The 15120-nt window shown below is 62.0% G+C and carries 12 protein-coding genes; 3 read left to right on the forward strand and 9 right to left on the reverse strand.

Going from position 1 to position 15120, the window contains the following annotated elements:
• Positions 1 to 362 precede the first annotated feature (362 nt).
• Positions 363 to 662 carry a hypothetical protein gene (locus JRI60_RS17600; protein WP_204227019.1) on the reverse strand — a complete coding sequence of 100 codons (300 nt, stop codon included), beginning with the start codon at positions 660 to 662 and terminating at the stop codon, positions 363 to 365.
• Positions 663 to 1650: 988 nt separating this feature from the next.
• Between JRI60_RS17600 and JRI60_RS17605 the strand changes: the two genes are divergently transcribed.
• On the forward strand, positions 1651 to 1956 hold the full coding sequence (locus tag JRI60_RS17605; protein ID WP_204227020.1) for an HNH endonuclease: 306 nt from the start codon (positions 1651 to 1653) through the stop codon (positions 1954 to 1956).
• Between the two features lies 1 nt (position 1957).
• On the forward strand, positions 1958 to 2407 hold the full coding sequence (locus tag JRI60_RS17610; RefSeq protein WP_204227021.1) for an SMI1/KNR4 family protein: 450 nt from the start codon (positions 1958 to 1960) through the stop codon (positions 2405 to 2407).
• A 193-nt stretch (positions 2408 to 2600) separates the two neighbouring features.
• On the opposite strand, the gene istB is transcribed toward JRI60_RS17610, so the two are convergent.
• Positions 2601 to 3359 carry an IS21-like element helper ATPase IstB gene (gene istB, locus JRI60_RS17615; protein ID WP_204219788.1) on the reverse strand — a complete coding sequence of 253 codons (759 nt, stop codon included), beginning with the start codon at positions 3357 to 3359 and terminating at the stop codon, positions 2601 to 2603.
• Between the two features lie 118 nt (positions 3360 to 3477).
• The gene (gene istA / locus JRI60_RS17620; RefSeq protein ID WP_204219789.1) at positions 3478 to 4992 is read right to left on the reverse strand and encodes an IS21 family transposase; all 1515 of its coding nucleotides are present in this window, start codon (positions 4990 to 4992) and stop codon (positions 3478 to 3480) included.
• A gap of 605 nt (positions 4993 to 5597) precedes the next feature.
• Between istA and JRI60_RS17625 the strand changes: the two genes are divergently transcribed.
• The gene (locus JRI60_RS17625) at positions 5598 to 6728 is read left to right on the forward strand and encodes a hypothetical protein (protein WP_204227022.1); all 1131 of its coding nucleotides are present in this window, start codon (positions 5598 to 5600) and stop codon (positions 6726 to 6728) included.
• An 827-nt stretch (positions 6729 to 7555) separates the two neighbouring features.
• Here JRI60_RS17625 and JRI60_RS17630 read toward each other — a convergent pair.
• The 6 genes from JRI60_RS17630 to JRI60_RS17655 form a co-directional block, all read right to left on the reverse strand.
• Positions 7556 to 8941, reverse strand: coding sequence for a hypothetical protein (locus JRI60_RS17630; protein ID WP_204227023.1), 1386 nt, complete (start codon positions 8939 to 8941; stop codon positions 7556 to 7558).
• A gap of 507 nt (positions 8942 to 9448) precedes the next feature.
• The gene (locus JRI60_RS17635; RefSeq protein WP_239470578.1) at positions 9449 to 10564 is read right to left on the reverse strand and encodes a DUF2381 family protein; all 1116 of its coding nucleotides are present in this window, start codon (positions 10562 to 10564) and stop codon (positions 9449 to 9451) included.
• Entirely contained in the window at positions 10473 to 12680 is a 2208-nt protein-coding gene (locus JRI60_RS17640) for a serine/threonine protein kinase (RefSeq protein WP_204227025.1), read from the reverse strand. Before JRI60_RS17640 ends, JRI60_RS17635 begins: the two co-directional genes overlap by 92 nt.
• Positions 12681 to 12863: 183 nt before the next feature.
• On the reverse strand, positions 12864 to 13271 hold the full coding sequence (locus tag JRI60_RS17645) for a helix-turn-helix domain-containing protein (protein ID WP_239470579.1): 408 nt from the start codon (positions 13269 to 13271) through the stop codon (positions 12864 to 12866).
• Positions 13268 to 13771 carry a helix-turn-helix domain-containing protein gene (locus tag JRI60_RS17650; protein ID WP_204227026.1) on the reverse strand — a complete coding sequence of 168 codons (504 nt, stop codon included), beginning with the start codon at positions 13769 to 13771 and terminating at the stop codon, positions 13268 to 13270. The genes JRI60_RS17645 and JRI60_RS17650 overlap by 4 nt, the downstream gene beginning before the upstream one ends.
• Positions 13764 to 14960: a protein kinase domain-containing protein gene (locus JRI60_RS17655; RefSeq protein WP_204227027.1), complete on the reverse strand. Its 1197-nt coding sequence runs from the start codon at positions 14958 to 14960 to the stop codon at positions 13764 to 13766. The genes JRI60_RS17650 and JRI60_RS17655 overlap by 8 nt, the downstream gene beginning before the upstream one ends.
• Between the last annotated feature and the right edge of the window lie 160 nt (positions 14961 to 15120).

Raw genomic sequence — 15120 nt, forward strand, 5'->3', positions numbered from 1 at the left:
ACCGAAAGACGCGCAGGCGCCTGACCCGACCTCACCTCCACAGAGGCCGTATTCCACACTGGTGCAGGGCCACGCGGCGTGCTCGGCTCAACGTGGGGCCTTCCGGTTGCGATGCGTCCATCTTTGAAGCTGCCCGAGCGGCAACATCAGCCTCTGTGGGCAACAGCCGCTCGATGCCGGCGCCGTGGATGCCTTCGTGGCATTCGTGAACCACGCCGGGATGGCGGGGCGCACCGTCGGCGGGACGAACATCCAGGTGACGCACTCCAATCCCACGCAGTGACCGGGCTGCCAGCCTCCCCGAGCGCGCGCTCCGGGTCTCCCGACTTGCTCACAGCCTGAACCCACCCATGCCCGCCGGCTCAGGCGGAGCAGCACGCCACTGCCGCAGCGACAGTGTCTTCGAGCGTGTCGTGGATCGGCACGCCGCCCTGGTGGGCGTGGTAGCGGATATGGGAGCTCGAGAGGGCACCGGGCGGCATGCCCAGCACGATCCGCGCGGGCGCCCTCGCCAGCTCGCGACTCACTTCGGCCCGGGTGGTGAACCCGGGCAACGGATCCCCCTCGGGGGCGAGTTGGAACGGCATCCAGAACAACACGACGGTGGCCTGCTCGATGCCAGCGGTCTCCCACCGCAGGATGTTGTAACTGGTCGTCCTCATGTGGGGCACCCCGCTGGCGTCGGCGCCAAACACCTTTGGCGCGGTCTCGGCGAAGGGGGTGGCGCGAAACTCGGGGAGGATCACGGCGCCGCCGTAGCCACGCGCCCCGAGCAGTTCCAGCGCCTGGGCGCGCCAGGGGTGCGCGAGGACACGCAGCTGCGCAGCTTCCGGAGCGCGCGCAAGGGAGGCATCGACGTGTTCGCCTGTCCGCGGAGTGGAGGCAGGCGAAAGGTGCTGGCGTATGTGAAGGGAGGGGGTGGAGTGCGAGCGATTGTGGAGCACCTGGGCCTGGCCACTGCAGGTGCGAGGCTGGCCCCGGCGCGAGGGCCCCCCCAGAGCGCGTGGTGTTGAGGCTCAAGCCGTCACGCTGCCCCACGAGCCCACGCTCCTTACCGCCCCCCCTGCTGGGTGGGCCGCTTGGGCCGGCGTGTGCCTGAAGAGGGCTGCACCGCCTCGCCACCGGCCCGGCGCACAGCCCTCTTGGCTCCGTCAGTGGCCCTCCCCTCCCTCTCCCCACGCTTCGCCACCGGCCGCTGGCGCATGAAGGGGAGTGATACGGTGCCCCCATGGATACTTGCTCCGACGCCGATTTCCTCTCCACCGCAGCCTCGGCCTCAGCGCTCTCTCTTCGTTCATGAGAACCCCGGGCTTGTCGTGGGCACCGCGCGTCATGGCCGTGCTGTGGGCGGTGCTGCTCGCAGGGTGCTCGGCCTCGGGGCCGAGGGTGAAGCCGGAGGCACTCGCCCCAGCTCCCGCCGTGTGGCCGCTCGACGTGCAGGATGCCCAGGTCGCCTTGCTGGAGGTGTCGCATCTCGCCCCGGGAGACCGGGTGGAGGTGAAGTCGCAAGGGCCAGAGCTCCAGGTGTCCCTGCGTTTTGCCCATGGAGTACGGGTGACACCGCTGGTGAGAAGTGTGAGCGGAACGACGCCCGTCCTCTTGAGGAGCGAAGACTCCCATTCAGGGCAAGGATCGCGCCCCGGCTGACTATTGGAGAGTGTCCATATTGGAAGCGCTCGGCCCGAGCTGCACTTCAAGGCAGCCAACAAGCGGCTGTACGAGGCGATAGAGGCCGAGCCCGACCTGGCGCGGCGACTGGGCCTCTCCCGTGAGGAGATCGCGCGGCTGTCCCATACGGCAGAGGCACCAGAAGGCTACGTCTGGCACCACCATCAGGATGTAGGAAGAATGCAGCTCGTAAGGCGGGAGGTGCATCGACTTGCAAACCCACACACAGGCGGCATGTCCATTTGGGGTGGCGGACACCCGAGGTCCGCCAGGAAGGGAGAACGTTAGCATGGAAGTCCGTTGGAGGGACTACGTCTGGAAGGGACCTCGTCCTGTCGTTGGGCCGGACGAAATTGAAAAGCTCGAAGCGGCCTGGGGGGTGAGATTGCCAGAGGAGTACAGGAGCACCGCCCACCTGCGCCACGGGATGGCTCCAGAGCCCAATGTCTTCGATATCGGAGAGGGAGCCAACGTCTTCAACAACATGCTGACCCTTACCTCGGGCAGGCACGAGAGCGCGTATGCCATCTCCACCACGTACGAACTCATCAAGCCCTACGTCCCGTCAGGCATCTACCCGTTCGGTACGACTCCAGGAGGGGAGTACCGGTGCTTCGACTATCGAGAGAACTCACCCGGGCAGCCTGGTGTCGTCCTGGTGACGATTGAGATGGAAATCTACCATGTCGCCGACAGCTTCCGCGAGTTCTTGGAGGGTTTGCACGAGGTGCGCGACTGATTCATTGTCGACGCGATCGAACTGCTCGTACACTGTTACCGCGCCCCCTCGATAGGAAAGGGCGCGGCTCAAAACGGCGGGTTGTTCTGCGTGGAGGTGCGTATTCCGGCCATCGCGATCACTCGTTCCGGACGAAGCCGATCACCTGTTCCGGACGAAGCCGATCATCGGAGCGGAGCGACGCTGGTGCCCCTCACTTCTCCGGCTTCGGCTCGGTCGTCAACTTTCCATGCTGCTTGCGGATGGACTCGCCCATCAGCTTGATGCGGTGGGCGTTGTGGACCACCCGGTCGAGGATGGCGTCGGCGACGGTCGCATCACCGATGAGCGCGTGCCATTGCTTGGGATCGAGCTGGGAGGTGATGACGGTGGAAGCAGTTCCACACCGGTCCTCCAAGACTTCGAGCAGGTCCCTTCGCTCGTTGGCCGTCAGTGGCTCCAAGCCGAAGTCGTCGAGGATGAAGACGTGCGCCTTGGACAAGCGCTGCAGCACCGTGCGCCAGGTGCCATCGGCCCGCGCCTGGGCCAGCTCGTCGTAGAGCCGGGAGGCCCTGCGGTACACCACCGTGTAGCCTTCGCGGCACGCCTTGTTGCCCAGCGCGCACGCCAGGTAGCTCTTGCCCATTCCCGTCGGCCCGGTGAGCAGGACGTTCTGGTGGGCGGCCACCCAGCGGCACGAGGCCAGCTCCACCACCTGGGCCCTCGTCAGCCCTCGGGCGTGGGCGTAGTCGATGTCCTCCACGCATGCCGGCTGCCGCAGCTTCGCGTTCTTCAACCGCAGGGAGAGCTTGCGGTTCTCTCGCTGCGTCCACTCGGCGTCCACCAGCAGCCCGAGCAACTCGGACGCGCTGACGTCCTGCGTGGGAGGCACGTCCAGCCACCCCTCCAGGTAGCTGGCCATCCCCAGCAGCTTCATCGCCTTGAGCTTCTCCAGTGTCTGTTTCATCAGCATGGCTTTCCTCTGTGTGAGCGAGCTCGGCGATAGCGCGCGGCGGCGCGCACCGCGCGACGCCGCGCTCCCCCGGGGCAGAGAGCTCGAGGACTGCCCGAGGGGGAGGAAGACTCTCACCTCAGTGGTAGTAGTCAGGGCCGCGGATGTTCTCGTGGACGGGCAGCGCGGCGCGCTCCTCGGCCACCGGCTCCACGGCTTCCAGCTTGTTGCGCAGGATGGCGGCGACGCTGCCGTAGGTACAGGCACGATGCCGAAGCGCACGCGCGCACGCGCGCTCCAACCGCTCCGGGCCGTACTTCTCCTTCAAGCGGATGAGGCCCAGGCAGGCGCGGAACCCCTGCTCGGGATGTTTGCGCCGACGCATCAGCTCCTCGGCCAGCGCCGCAGTCGAGGGGCCCACCTTGGCCGCCCACTCGAGTATTCGCGAGGGCGTCCACTGCGCATGGGCGCGGTGCGAGCTGGGCATGTGCTCGGGCAGCGTCGTCGGCCGCGGCCCGCTGGCGCGCGGGTGGCTGGCGACGCGACGGCCTGCGAGGAAGACTTCGACGCACGCCGTGGTGGCGCGTACTTCCACCTGCTTGCCCACTAACTGGTACGGCACGCTGTAGAGGTGCTCGTCCACCTCGATGTGGTAGTCGATGTTGACGCGCGCCTTCTTCCACCACGCCAGCTCGTAGCGCTCCGCGGGCAGGGGCTTGAGCGCGGGCCGGTCCACCTCCTCGAAGAGCTGCCGCCGCGACTTGCCCAGCTTGCGCATGGGGCGCTCGTTGAGCTTCTCGAGCAACGGACGCACCGCCTCGCGCACCTGCTGCAACGTGCTGAAGCGCTGGTGGCGCAGCACGGCCAGAATCCACCTCTCGGCCAGCAGCACCGCGGCCTCCACCTTCGCCTTGTCTCGCGGCTTGCGCACGCGCGCGGGAATGACGGCGAAACCGTAGTGCCGGGCCAGCTCCGCGTAGGTGGGGTTGAGCTCCGGCTCGTACCGGTCAGGCCGCTGCACTGCCGCCTTGAGATTGTCGGGCACCACCACCTGAGGCACGCCGCCAAAGTACTCCAGCGCTCGGCTGTGGCAGCCCACCCACGTGGCCAGGTCCTCCCCCAGCACCGGCTCCACGTAGGTGTAGCTGCTGGCGCCCAGCACGAAGAGGAAGAGCTTCACCTTCTGCCTCTCCCCCGTCTCGGGCACCACCAGCTCGAGCCCATCCCCGCTGAAGTCCACGAAGCCCTTCTCTCCGGCCCGGTGCGTCTGCCGCATCGTCACCGACAGTTGCGCGCACCAGCGCGCGTAGTGCTCGCAGAACTGGCTGTACTGGTAGCCATCCGGGTGCTGCTCCCGGTACTCCTGCCACAGCAATTGCTTGGTGACGTGCTTGCGCCGAAGCTCCTCGTGGATTCGCGCGAAGTCGGGCTCCGGGCGATTGAGCTTCGGCTTGTGCTCGTCGGGGAAGAGCAGCTGCTCCAGAGCTGCGTCATCGTCCAGCTCCGCCGGCAGTGGCCAGTTCAGCCGCGCCAGCTTTATCCGGCCCAGGTAATCGCTCACCGTGCTCGGTGACAGTCCGCAGCTGCGCGCTATCGCCCTGCCGGTCAGTCCCATTTCCAGGTGTAGTCTCAGAATCTCTCGTAGCTTCCTCATGGACATCCTCGGTGCGGCCAGGTCCTCCTCCTTGCGAGGGAGGCAGCCTGCTTCCATGTGACGTCCAGCGTCTTCTCCGCTCCCATGACTCCGGGGATGACCCCTTGGACTGCATCCGTCATCCCTACGTCCGTGTCACCGATCGGCTTGCTCCGGAATCGGTGATCGGCTTGCTCCGGAATCGGTGATCGGCTTGCTCCGGAATCGGTGATCGCGATGGTCCGGTGCACGCATGGAGGCGGCGGGAATCGAAGCCGCCGGGGGCAGAGCCGCCTTCCCATGAACTCAGAGTCACTCTCCCGTTTCCCCTCTGAAAAGCGGACGCCTACTCGTCCAGGCACGTCCATTCGCGTCCATTCGGTTTGGTCCTTTTTTGGTCCCCTTGGGCGCCTCACTGAATAGGAAGAAAAAATCACACAGCCTAATTCGATTCATTCTCAAGAAAAATACCACACCAACATACACCAATCAGGAAGACGCATCGCACATCACACAAAAAAGCGAACTGATTACCACTGCTCGAATGAGCAGGTCGCAATACCCCTTCTGAACTCTCTCGGGCAGCAAAAACTGCGGTCGCGTTCGCTTCAAGCTAGACCCTCCGCATGGTTCAGCAGGTACACTTCAGTCGAACGCTCTGCTGGAGACTTTCTATGGCCCCTAAACTTCCGAAGATTCCCGACCCTGACACCCTCGTGGCCGACGGTTTTTCTTTTTCAGACCGCAACCCGAACTCGCGATACCGTGACTTCGCTTATTTATCTCTAGAGCTCGGACTGAGAGCATTTTGCGGAACATATGAGCCTATCCGAATGGACTTCAGCCGCATAATTGGAACAAGCACAGTTCAATATTCCGACACCCACTACCCAATCACCTACGTCGAGCGCGCCACGGAGACAATACTTCACTTTCAGCATTTTGCAGAACTGATATGCAAAGAAATCCTCAGAAAAATACACCCACTCCTCGCCCAAGAAAACAACTCCGTCTCCATCATAAAAGCCATTAAAGGAAAACTAACTGACTCCGATATTTCCGAACTCGGACTAAAGAGCCATCAATTCAGCAACACCGTTCAATCCATTACCGATCTAAACAAAGCAAAGTTGCTACCAAGGGCGGTAGAAAAAACCATACTACCCCATCTAAATGCCTTGAACAAATTGAACTATCTCCGGAACAGGTTGTGGCATCGAGGAACTTTCTCCTTGCGCTACCAAGCCCTAGACCAATTCGTTGGATTCCACCTGCTCCCGTTTGTTCAGGCAATCATGCGCTCGAAGTTGCTAAAAAAGCCAAACTGGCTACTCAGCCTTAAGACAAACTCGGGAATCCACCCACTTCGGGCAATGGCATCTTCATTCAAAGCAGGATACAATCCCAAGCGAATCGCAATCCTCAAAGAACTCGCGAGAGCGGCATACGAAAGTCCAATTCGTGGGCATGCGTTCTCAATAGGCGATGACGCCAGGATCAAAGAGTTAGCAATCGCCTCAGCGGCGTCTCGTCCGGAAGCGGAGTCGGTTGTTGACTGTCCGGTTTGTGGAGTAAAATCACTGGCCCTTGTCGAAGATACTTATGATTCAGAAGATCCCGACGATGGCCCGGCGGGCGTGTATGTTTTTGAAGTCGAATGTGACTGTTGTGGCTTCTGCCTATGGAGCGATGTTGGTACTCCTAGCGCCGTGGGGTTGAGTCTTCCAAAGTATTGGAAACACCGGAACTGGAGATAATTGCCGTTTCTTTAGCGAGCGCCTCTTCTAATCACCCAAGCCATCCAAAGGCCCCACAATATGACAAATAATTCTGATGACCACATCGACTCATCCATGCGCTCCGTCCTCGAGGGACTCGAGACACTGCGCGACCCCGCTTTTGAGGCACTCATCAAAGAGCGAGTAAACCACCACACACTTAAAATCGCTCCAGAACAAATCACACAGGACCGAGCCAAATGGATTCTCTATATTGAGGCAATGGCGTCAGAAGTGGGGGGCGTGGAGCGGCCAGACGTATTCAACGGCTATAAATTCACGGTGCCTCGGGATTCTCGACCGGCACGCCGGGATGCAATCGCTCGGTTATTACATGTTCACTACCATCACGATAGCGTGTGCGGTTATCTGACGCGGTTGGCAAAGGAAGCGCACGGAGGCACATTTAGCAACCACTTGCCAGCGCCGGGCTGTCCCTCATTTTCTCTGGTGTTGCGAGCTGGTTGCCCTGTTTACGCCACTGTTCGCGCTGGGTCAACCGAAGTTGGCAATGTACGAACAAGCCAAGCTTGGCAAACCATAACCGACTTGGGACTTACTCCCGGTAACTGGGAGCACATCATGTCTAACGTCCAAGGAACTCCAGTTCGCGTTCGCTGTTACTGACGTATTTCGGAGTTCATCCACCCCTGTTGGGCCCACTAATAGTGCGGAGAGGAAGAATGGATGGTTTTTATTCGAGGATATAGGCAATACCGCGCCGAACTGTCCCCATCAGCACTGGGCCCTGTTCTCCGAGGGAGTGTCCCCCTCGGAGAGGATTTTCTTTAGACGCTCTTATCCACTTACTCCTCCACGCGTGCTCGGAGTTCTTCTTCCGTGATACCAATACTTTGCTGCGCCCGACTCCCAGAGACATCAGCTGGAGCCAAGTCAATGACACGTGGATAAATGGTCCAATCCTCGCGTCGCACCGCTGATGGCATTTGCACGAGTCCACCTCCGAGCCTGAAGACGACGTAGAATGCCTCGCGTACTTGGCAGTTCGAGCCCCAAAGTCGTCCCATAGTTTCATTCATCTGGTGGATGCCGCGCACAAGATATTTTCTGGGGTTACTATCGGAGTACTGCTTGGCTTCAACGTAGAGGCGCTCCCCGAGCACATCTGGTCGCAGCCCGGCGGTGGGCACTTCGGTAATAGGGTTGAGCCCCTGATCAAATAGATAGCGGGCTAGTTCTTCAGTCAGAACTGCTTCTACATTTGATCGCCTGCCGGTGCCTGCCGGCGCCATCGCCCCCTGAGCAATCTCAAGTAACCGTCGACGGTCATGCCATTCACATCGCACCTTGAATCGTTCGAAAATAGCCAGGAGCGAGCGCGTAGTCCCAATGCGCATCCGAAATCCTTGATAAACGCGCTCCGCCACAGCCTTTAGCTTGCTTACCGCTTCGTCGAGTTCCTTACGTACGTCATGAGTGGCTTCGGGCCTTTCGTAGAGGAACTTTGTCATCATGTATGCTTCCGGTAAATCGGCGCCAGAGCGAATCAGCTCCACCAGTAGAGTCTCCCCTTCCAATACGGTGGAGTCGAGCTGAGTATAAAATGCCTCCAGGTACAGGAGTGAGGCACCAGAAGATGTCAGCACTGCATCGGTGAAAATACGCCAAGCGCGAACGTGGTCCCTTCGAGCAATAGCAAGTTCTTCATTCAGCACACTGAGGCTTTCGCGCATAGGCTCTGTCACGACTGCCTGACCCTGTGGCGGGCCTTTCTGGGGCTGCGAATAAAGAACGTCCCGGATCTTCCGATAAAGGATTTTGCTGAGCTGTGCTGGACGGCTTTGGTCGTCATGCACTGCGCCGCCAATGGCGTCGGGGCCTTCGCGCCCTGCAACATAATCGAACGCAGCGAGGCTACGATGCCAGCGCGAATTGTCTCCTGTGTCGAAGTCTTCGGGGCGCGGCGTCGCGCTATCATCATGTTCGGGGACAAGAGTGACAAAGCGCTGGCGCAATTCCTTGAGGCGATCGACCGACTTCGTACAGTGTTGCTCGAATTCGGTTTGGTACCCGATTGCTTCACGCCTTTCATCGTTAAAAATAGCCGCAAGACGCGGTTCCCGGCGGAGAGCATCAAGTGTGCGCCGCAACTCACGGATGAACATCTCTCCCGATTGGCGGTTGAGGAACTGAAACTGTCGGTCAACGAAATGGATAAGTTCTTCGAGCATGGCGAACCCAGAGGTTACCCTGAAAAGCATCTAACGAAAATAAGTACTGAGGACCTTCCTCCTTGGTGACGCCTCGTTCGGAGAGGATTTCGGTTAGGCGCTTCAAGCCAACAAAAAGCCTAGCGCTTGGTCTTCGGATTTTGAACGAAATCAAACCCACAGTTGGTGCACGACCATAAATTCTGACCCTTGATCTTGCGAACATATGTGTGTAGGCAGTTTTCCAATTGATTCGCCCTCTCTTTCATCGCCGCAAGCTCTGAACATCTGTGATTAGCTCCACTGCTGTAGTGCGTTCTGCATGCCGGACAGTATGTGTCCCTCATTTTTTATCCTTTTCGAGAGGCGGTGCATTACGCACCGTCTGCACGCTGGACATAACATACCCCTCCGACATTGCCGATTCCCGGCCATGAAGCAGCGTCGCACCTCTTCGTTCCACGACAGAATTCCCCACAAAGATGCAGCCACGAGTGACAATCGACCTTCAATTTTTCAAGCAAACTCTTAATGTCCTATACTTTGACTGGCCGGAAAAGTGATGTTTCCCAGTGTAATGGTGCGCATTTCTTGTGCATCCATCAGCGTGAGGGTGCAGGGGCAGCCGAGTTGCTCCTGTGCCCTCGCGATGCCTACCACCACAGAACCGATGTCTCCAGGATTGATGGCCGCCTTCTGCCATGCAGAAAACTCTACCTCCGTGCCCTTTGAGCTCTTCAATATGACCTTCACCGCCACCCATAACTCGGTGCCTGGGTTGAGAAACTTTAACCTCACCGCAACACCTCCTGTATGACTATAACTCTTGGCCGCCTCCACCGTTAGCGTGTTGTTTGAGTACTGCTTCAAGTCGTTGAAAATGTCCTTGGACTGAATTTCCCCAGTGCGCTCCAGCCATGCGGCGCCCATGAGCCCCCCTGGCTCCATGCGCTCAGCAAGCAACCGCGCCTTCTCCTCTTGGCACTGGTTCGCTTCGGCCCGCGCCGCAGTGGCGTCCCTCTGGAGCGCATCCGCCGAGTGCGCATGGCGGAACACTTCCACCCGCCGCGCCCCTCGTGCCGAATGCCCCACCAACCAGAAGGTTGCGTTCTCTGGGGATGACCCATCCCGGAAGCTCACCGACAGTTTCACCCGCTCTCCCGGCAAGAAGCTCCGCTTGGGGTAGACTGTCACGAAGGCTCCTCCTTGTGCAAAATCCACGGAGCGGTTGTCAAAAAGCACCACCGCCTCGGAGGGCAGCAGCGCATCAAACACAAAGGTTGTCGGCTCGTCCGGATTAACGCACACGCCGTGGACCAACTCGGTGGGCTCGGCCATCAAATCAATTCGAGAGGACGCTGAGCACTCGAAGACGCGAGGCGACTCGGTGGCCTCAGTGGTGCCAGCGAGGAGAGCGAGCGTCAAGAGCGTGCCAGGAGACAGTGTAAGCACGAGAAACCAACCTCCAGAATGTAAGCAGGGCCGCGTCCAACTGCTCGGGACGCGACGCGGCGGCGCTTGGCTCGGGCTGCGCCAGACCAACACGAGGGCGCTATTGGAAACGGTTCGTTCCCTGTATGTACATGCGGTTAAATACCTTGAGGGTTTCCGGCTTGCTTCCGGGCGCGGGGCACTGGCCCACACCCACGGGGCAATCCGGAAGTCCTCCGGGCATGGCTTGCACGACGGGGACATAAATCTGTATGCAAACTGGGTACGTCTGCTTGTCAGGTGTCTGCGCCTGAGTGAACCGTCCAAAGTAGCGGTTTTCTCCAGCAATCAGTGTCCCAGTCAGCAACGTGCCCACGGGGAGCTTCCAGGCCGAACTGCCGAACTCGTCCCGAGTAACGTACACGGCAAAGGGACCTTCTTTCATAGTGCTTGGCATTTCTCCCGCATGACCCTTGTGGCCTTGTAGTACGGCCGTTGTGTCCGGCCCACCACCACGAATTTCAAACGTGGTGTGTGACTCCTTCCACCCAGCGGGACAGTCCAGAGACGCGGCCTCCGGTCGCACCTGGGCGCTAGTGCATCCCAGAAGCACGACGGAGCAGATACCGGCCGCCGTGCAGACGCGTTGAGGGGTAGGTGTACAACGCGACGTTCTGCTCTTCTTCTGTGTGGTGGGCTTCTTTTCGGGCGTCAAGCGGGAGTCCTCCTGGCGGAGCCTGGCGGTAGGTGTGGACGCGGATGATTGGACCCTCACGGGCGCCGCGCTCCTATCAGCTTCGGCCGGGTTGCCCGGCGGCGCCACTTCGTGGAGGGGGACGGCGCTTCCTGCCTCTCTTCCTTGGGCGGCTGTGCCAGGTGAGGGCGTGACCTGCGTCGCTGGGAGAATGGGCGTTGCTTCCCAGACAGGTGCTGGCGAGCGCCACAGGCCCACTGCGAAGGCCACCGCCACGAGCACCGCCACCAACGCCGATGCCAAGGAAGAACGCTGGAGCCAGTCCCGCAGAGGCGCGGGTCCTGAACCCCCCGCGCCTCCCCGCCAGCGGCGCACACCCAAGGTGCTGCTGGGGGCGGGCTCGGCGGTGGCGTGGACTTTGGCGCCTACCAACTCCGGGAGCGCCGTCTCTCCGGCCACGTGCCCCGCAGGCGCCTCCGGGGGCGGTGCCGCCGCGGCTGCCTGCTCCTCTCCCGGGGTGACCTCTCCAAGGGACGCTTCACGCACGGCCTGCGCCGCTTGCCCGTTCAACTCGCCTACAAGAGGCCATTCCTCTTGGGCGAGCGGTTCGGCGGGCTTCTCCCGAGGCGGGCGCCCTCGCCGGGGCTCGTGGACAATCCACTCCCGAACGTCCCTCTCCTTCTCGTCCTTCGGCCTGTCCTCCTTCGGCTCCTCCACGGTCGTCACCCGGTGGGGCGAGTCGGGGTCAACCAATGGCAGGTCCCAACTGGCCTCCTCCTCCGCTCTCAGCAGCAGGGCTTCGACGGCGGTGCAGACTTCGTCATGCGTGGGGAAACGCTCCTCCAACTTCTTCTCCAACATCCGCAGGCACAACCGACTGACGGCCTCGGGGACTCGCGAATTAAGAAGGTGGGGTGGGCGCGGCGCCTCCACAAGAATGCGCTCCTGGAGTCCCGGTTGCATCCTGTTGCCAAACGGCAGGATGTCCGTCAGCAACCAATAGAGCGTCACGCCCAGGGCCCACAGCTCGTCCGTGTGGCTGTAGGTAAAGCTTCCCCCCGCCGCCACGTCCCTGAGGAAGTGCACGGCCTCGGGGCTTCGGTACTCGGGCGTCCCCGGCGGCAGCTTGCCGGGCTCGGTCACCGGCGGCGCTCCCTCCACCGCACTGATGCCAAAATCTATCAGCACCGGCTCCCCGTCCTCCTCGCGGATGAGGATGTTGTTCTCCTTGACGTCCCGATGCAGCACCCCGCTCCGGAACACTTCTCCCAGTGCTCGGGCCACCTTCAAGAAGAGCGTTACCACTTGACGCGTCGAGGGGTTGTCTCGCTCCACCCACTTGTCCAGCGTCAACCCAGGCACGTACTCCATGATCAGGCAGGGGTAGCCGCGCTCCGCTTCGGGCCACCAGTCATACCCGATGAAGCGCACCACGTTGGGGAGCGCAAGGTGAGCCAGGGCGGTGATTTCGCGCCGCGCCCAGCCGTCCAGCCCCGCCCGGTTGAGCACCTTGACGGCGAAGTGGCGCCCCCCGCGCGCCGCCTTGTAGACGAGCCCACTACCGCCCCGGCCAATCGGTTCGACGAGTTCGTAGGCACCCACCATGGCGCCGGGTTGGGGAAGGTAGTGGAGCACGCCGGAGACCTCCAAAGGCGCCCCACACTACCAGAATCCAACCGCTCCGGTTGGCTCGTGGGCGGGGATGCCCGCCATGAGCTTGGAGGCTGAAATCGAGCGGTGGATGCACTCCTCCACGGCGCCACCTCCCCACTTCTGAGGCACGCGCTCCACGTTCCGACTCCAGTACCTCAACGACCGTCAGTCCTCGGGCTCGGACTCCTTTGTGAACTCCACCTTGACGGAAGGCGAGTCCAGTAACTTGGCCACGCGGGCCAGGAAGCGGACCTTCTCATCCGGCCATGCCCGCAGGGTGCGCAGCAGTTTGCGCAGCTCGGCCCCCAAGGCCACCTCGGGCGGGGGCTCGTTCAGCGTCCGCGCCACATCTTTGGGACCGAGGCCCAGCAGCACATCCGTTGAAATGCCCAGCGCGGTCGCGATTTTGCGCAGGGTAGGGACGGCGGGCAGCATCATGCCGCGCTCGATTCGCCCGTAGACAACCGGCGAAATTCCCGCCGCTCGCGCGACCTCGGCTTGATTCATGTCTAGCCGTTCCCGGGCTTCTCGGGCGACCTGTCCGACCACTTTCATGAGTTCTTCGGGAATCATGCGTGCCGTCCTCCGGAGCTGGCCTCATCGGGAGTGGACCGAGACATGAGGCGCGTGGAACTTCCAGTGGATTGGGCGAGCGTGCTCGCGACATGCCCCACGGCGTTGAGTTGCGTCGGGGTCAGCCTCCGCAGGTGGCGCAGCAATCGCCGCATCCGGGGAGAATTCTCCTGCTTCTCCTCCACGGGCTCATCCAAGGGAGCGAACGCCACCCCCGAGGTGAGACCCAGTAAGGCATTGGCATCCATTCGGAGAACGGCGCACAGCTTGCGCAGCGTCGGCACGCTCGGTAGTAACAAACCTCGTTCCAGTCGGCCGTACACTTCGGTGGCCACGCCGAGCCGCTCGGCCACATCCGCTTGGGTCATCCGGGTTCCCGTTCGCGCTTCCCGAGCCACTCCGCCCAGATGCTTGGCCAATACCTCCCGGGTCTTGGCGCCGCCGGGGGACCGACGAGCGTCGCGTTTGAGGCTGGGCTTGCGTGGAGTCTGTTTAGCCATGGTCGAGAAACCCTTCCGCCGAGGGCAGGACGCCCCTCTCAATAGTCTGGGCCGCCAACAACTTCCGCTCGGCCGCCTCGTTCAAAATCGCCTTGCACTCCGCCGCCATCTCCAAGGGACCGAAGCCGGAGACGCATGACGTGCGGAGGTAGAATCTCAAGTCATCGCGCAGGTCGGCGGCCGTGCGGTAGCGGAGGTCGGGGCTGGGATGAAGGGCCTTGCGCACGATGTCGCGGAGCGGCTCGGTGACCCGCTCCGTTTCGCGCTCCATCTCCTCGGGCCCAAAGGTGAGGACGCGGTTGAACAACACGTCCAGCCCAATCCACGTCGGGCGTTCGGTGCGCAGACCTTGCGGAAAGCGAGTCGCGGGTCGGTTGGGCACGAGCCCGTAAGGGTCCAACGGGTAGCTGGACGTGAGCATTTCCAGCAGCACCAGCCCGAGCGAGAAGATATCCGCCCGGCCATCCAACCCTCTCGGCGACAAGGCCGCCACTGGGTTCTCATGGGCCGCGAGAAAGGAGCGCAGTAGTTCCGGGGCGATGTAGGCTGGGTCGCCCCGCAGCAAGTCGAGGGGTGTGGCCAGACGCCCCGCCAACTCGGAATAGGCTGCTCCAAAGTTGCACAACTTCACCCGGCCCTCCGCCCCCAAGCGGATGCGCAGCGGCCCCACAGCCCGGTGCACGAGGCGCAGCGGCGCCCCCTCTTCGTCGTCGCAGTGGTGCGCGTACTCCAGCGCATCCGCCACCTCGGCAGCCACGTAGGCAGCAAAGGCCGGAGAGAGACGCTGGTCCACGAGCGCCGCCGCATGCAACACGGTCATCAGAAAACAGCCCGGCAGGTGCTCCAAGACGACGTAGGGCGTTTCCTTGTGCACCACGAAGTCATACACCCGGGAGATTTTAGGGTGATGCAGGAGGGTCGCCAGGCGCACCTCTTCCCGCGCGCTGCGGCGGGCGTCCCGTCCAGGAAGCATGCTCACTTGCTTGAGTTGCACCAGACGGCGAGGTCCTCCCGAGGCGGGCCGACGCCACGCCAGGAACAGCGGGTCATAGTCCGGATGATGAACCAGTGGGTCCGTCACCTCGTAATGCTGGCCGCCCGCCTCGAAAGTGAAGCGGAACTCATCTGGCTGGTGTGCGTGGCGACGAGGGCTGTCGCGCCGTGGGGTGTCTCTGGGCGTGGAAGGCATGGGATTTCCTGTCATTGAATCGAGTGCGAGCCACGGGAAGGTGTCCACCTCCCCGAGAGGGGCTCGCGTGGCACGGAACACCTCGGCGCGTGGACCCCTGCGTCAGCGCAGGAGTGCGGCGGCACGGCCAGCACGGTGGACAGGAGGAAGAGGCACCCGC

Source organism: Archangium violaceum (assembly GCF_016887565.1).
GTDB classification, from domain to species: domain Bacteria; phylum Myxococcota; class Myxococcia; order Myxococcales; family Myxococcaceae; genus Archangium; species Archangium violaceum_B.

Bases quoted from the DNA above. Each gene is read 5' to 3' on its own strand.
- JRI60_RS17600 (WP_204227019.1), bottom strand. From the start codon at position 662: ATGAGGACGACCAGTTACAACATCCTGCGGTGGGAGACCGCTGGCATC.
- JRI60_RS17610 (WP_204227021.1), top strand. From the start codon at position 1,958: ATGGAAGTCCGTTGGAGGGACTACGTCTGGAAGGGACCTCGTCCTGTC.
- istB (WP_204219788.1), bottom strand. From the start codon at position 3,359: ATGCTGATGAAACAGACACTGGAGAAGCTCAAGGCGATGAAGCTGCTG.
- istA (WP_204219789.1), bottom strand. From the start codon at position 4,992: ATGAGGAAGCTACGAGAGATTCTGAGACTACACCTGGAAATGGGACTG.
- JRI60_RS17625 (WP_204227022.1), top strand. From the start codon at position 5,598: ATGGTTCAGCAGGTACACTTCAGTCGAACGCTCTGCTGGAGACTTTCT.
- JRI60_RS17630 (WP_204227023.1), bottom strand. From the start codon at position 8,941: ATGCTCGAAGAACTTATCCATTTCGTTGACCGACAGTTTCAGTTCCTC.
- JRI60_RS17645 (WP_239470579.1), bottom strand. From the start codon at position 13,271: ATGATTCCCGAAGAACTCATGAAAGTGGTCGGACAGGTCGCCCGAGAA.
- JRI60_RS17650 (WP_204227026.1), bottom strand. From the start codon at position 13,771: ATGGCTAAACAGACTCCACGCAAGCCCAGCCTCAAACGCGACGCTCGT.
- JRI60_RS17655 (WP_204227027.1), bottom strand. From the start codon at position 14,960: ATGCCTTCCACGCCCAGAGACACCCCACGGCGCGACAGCCCTCGTCGC.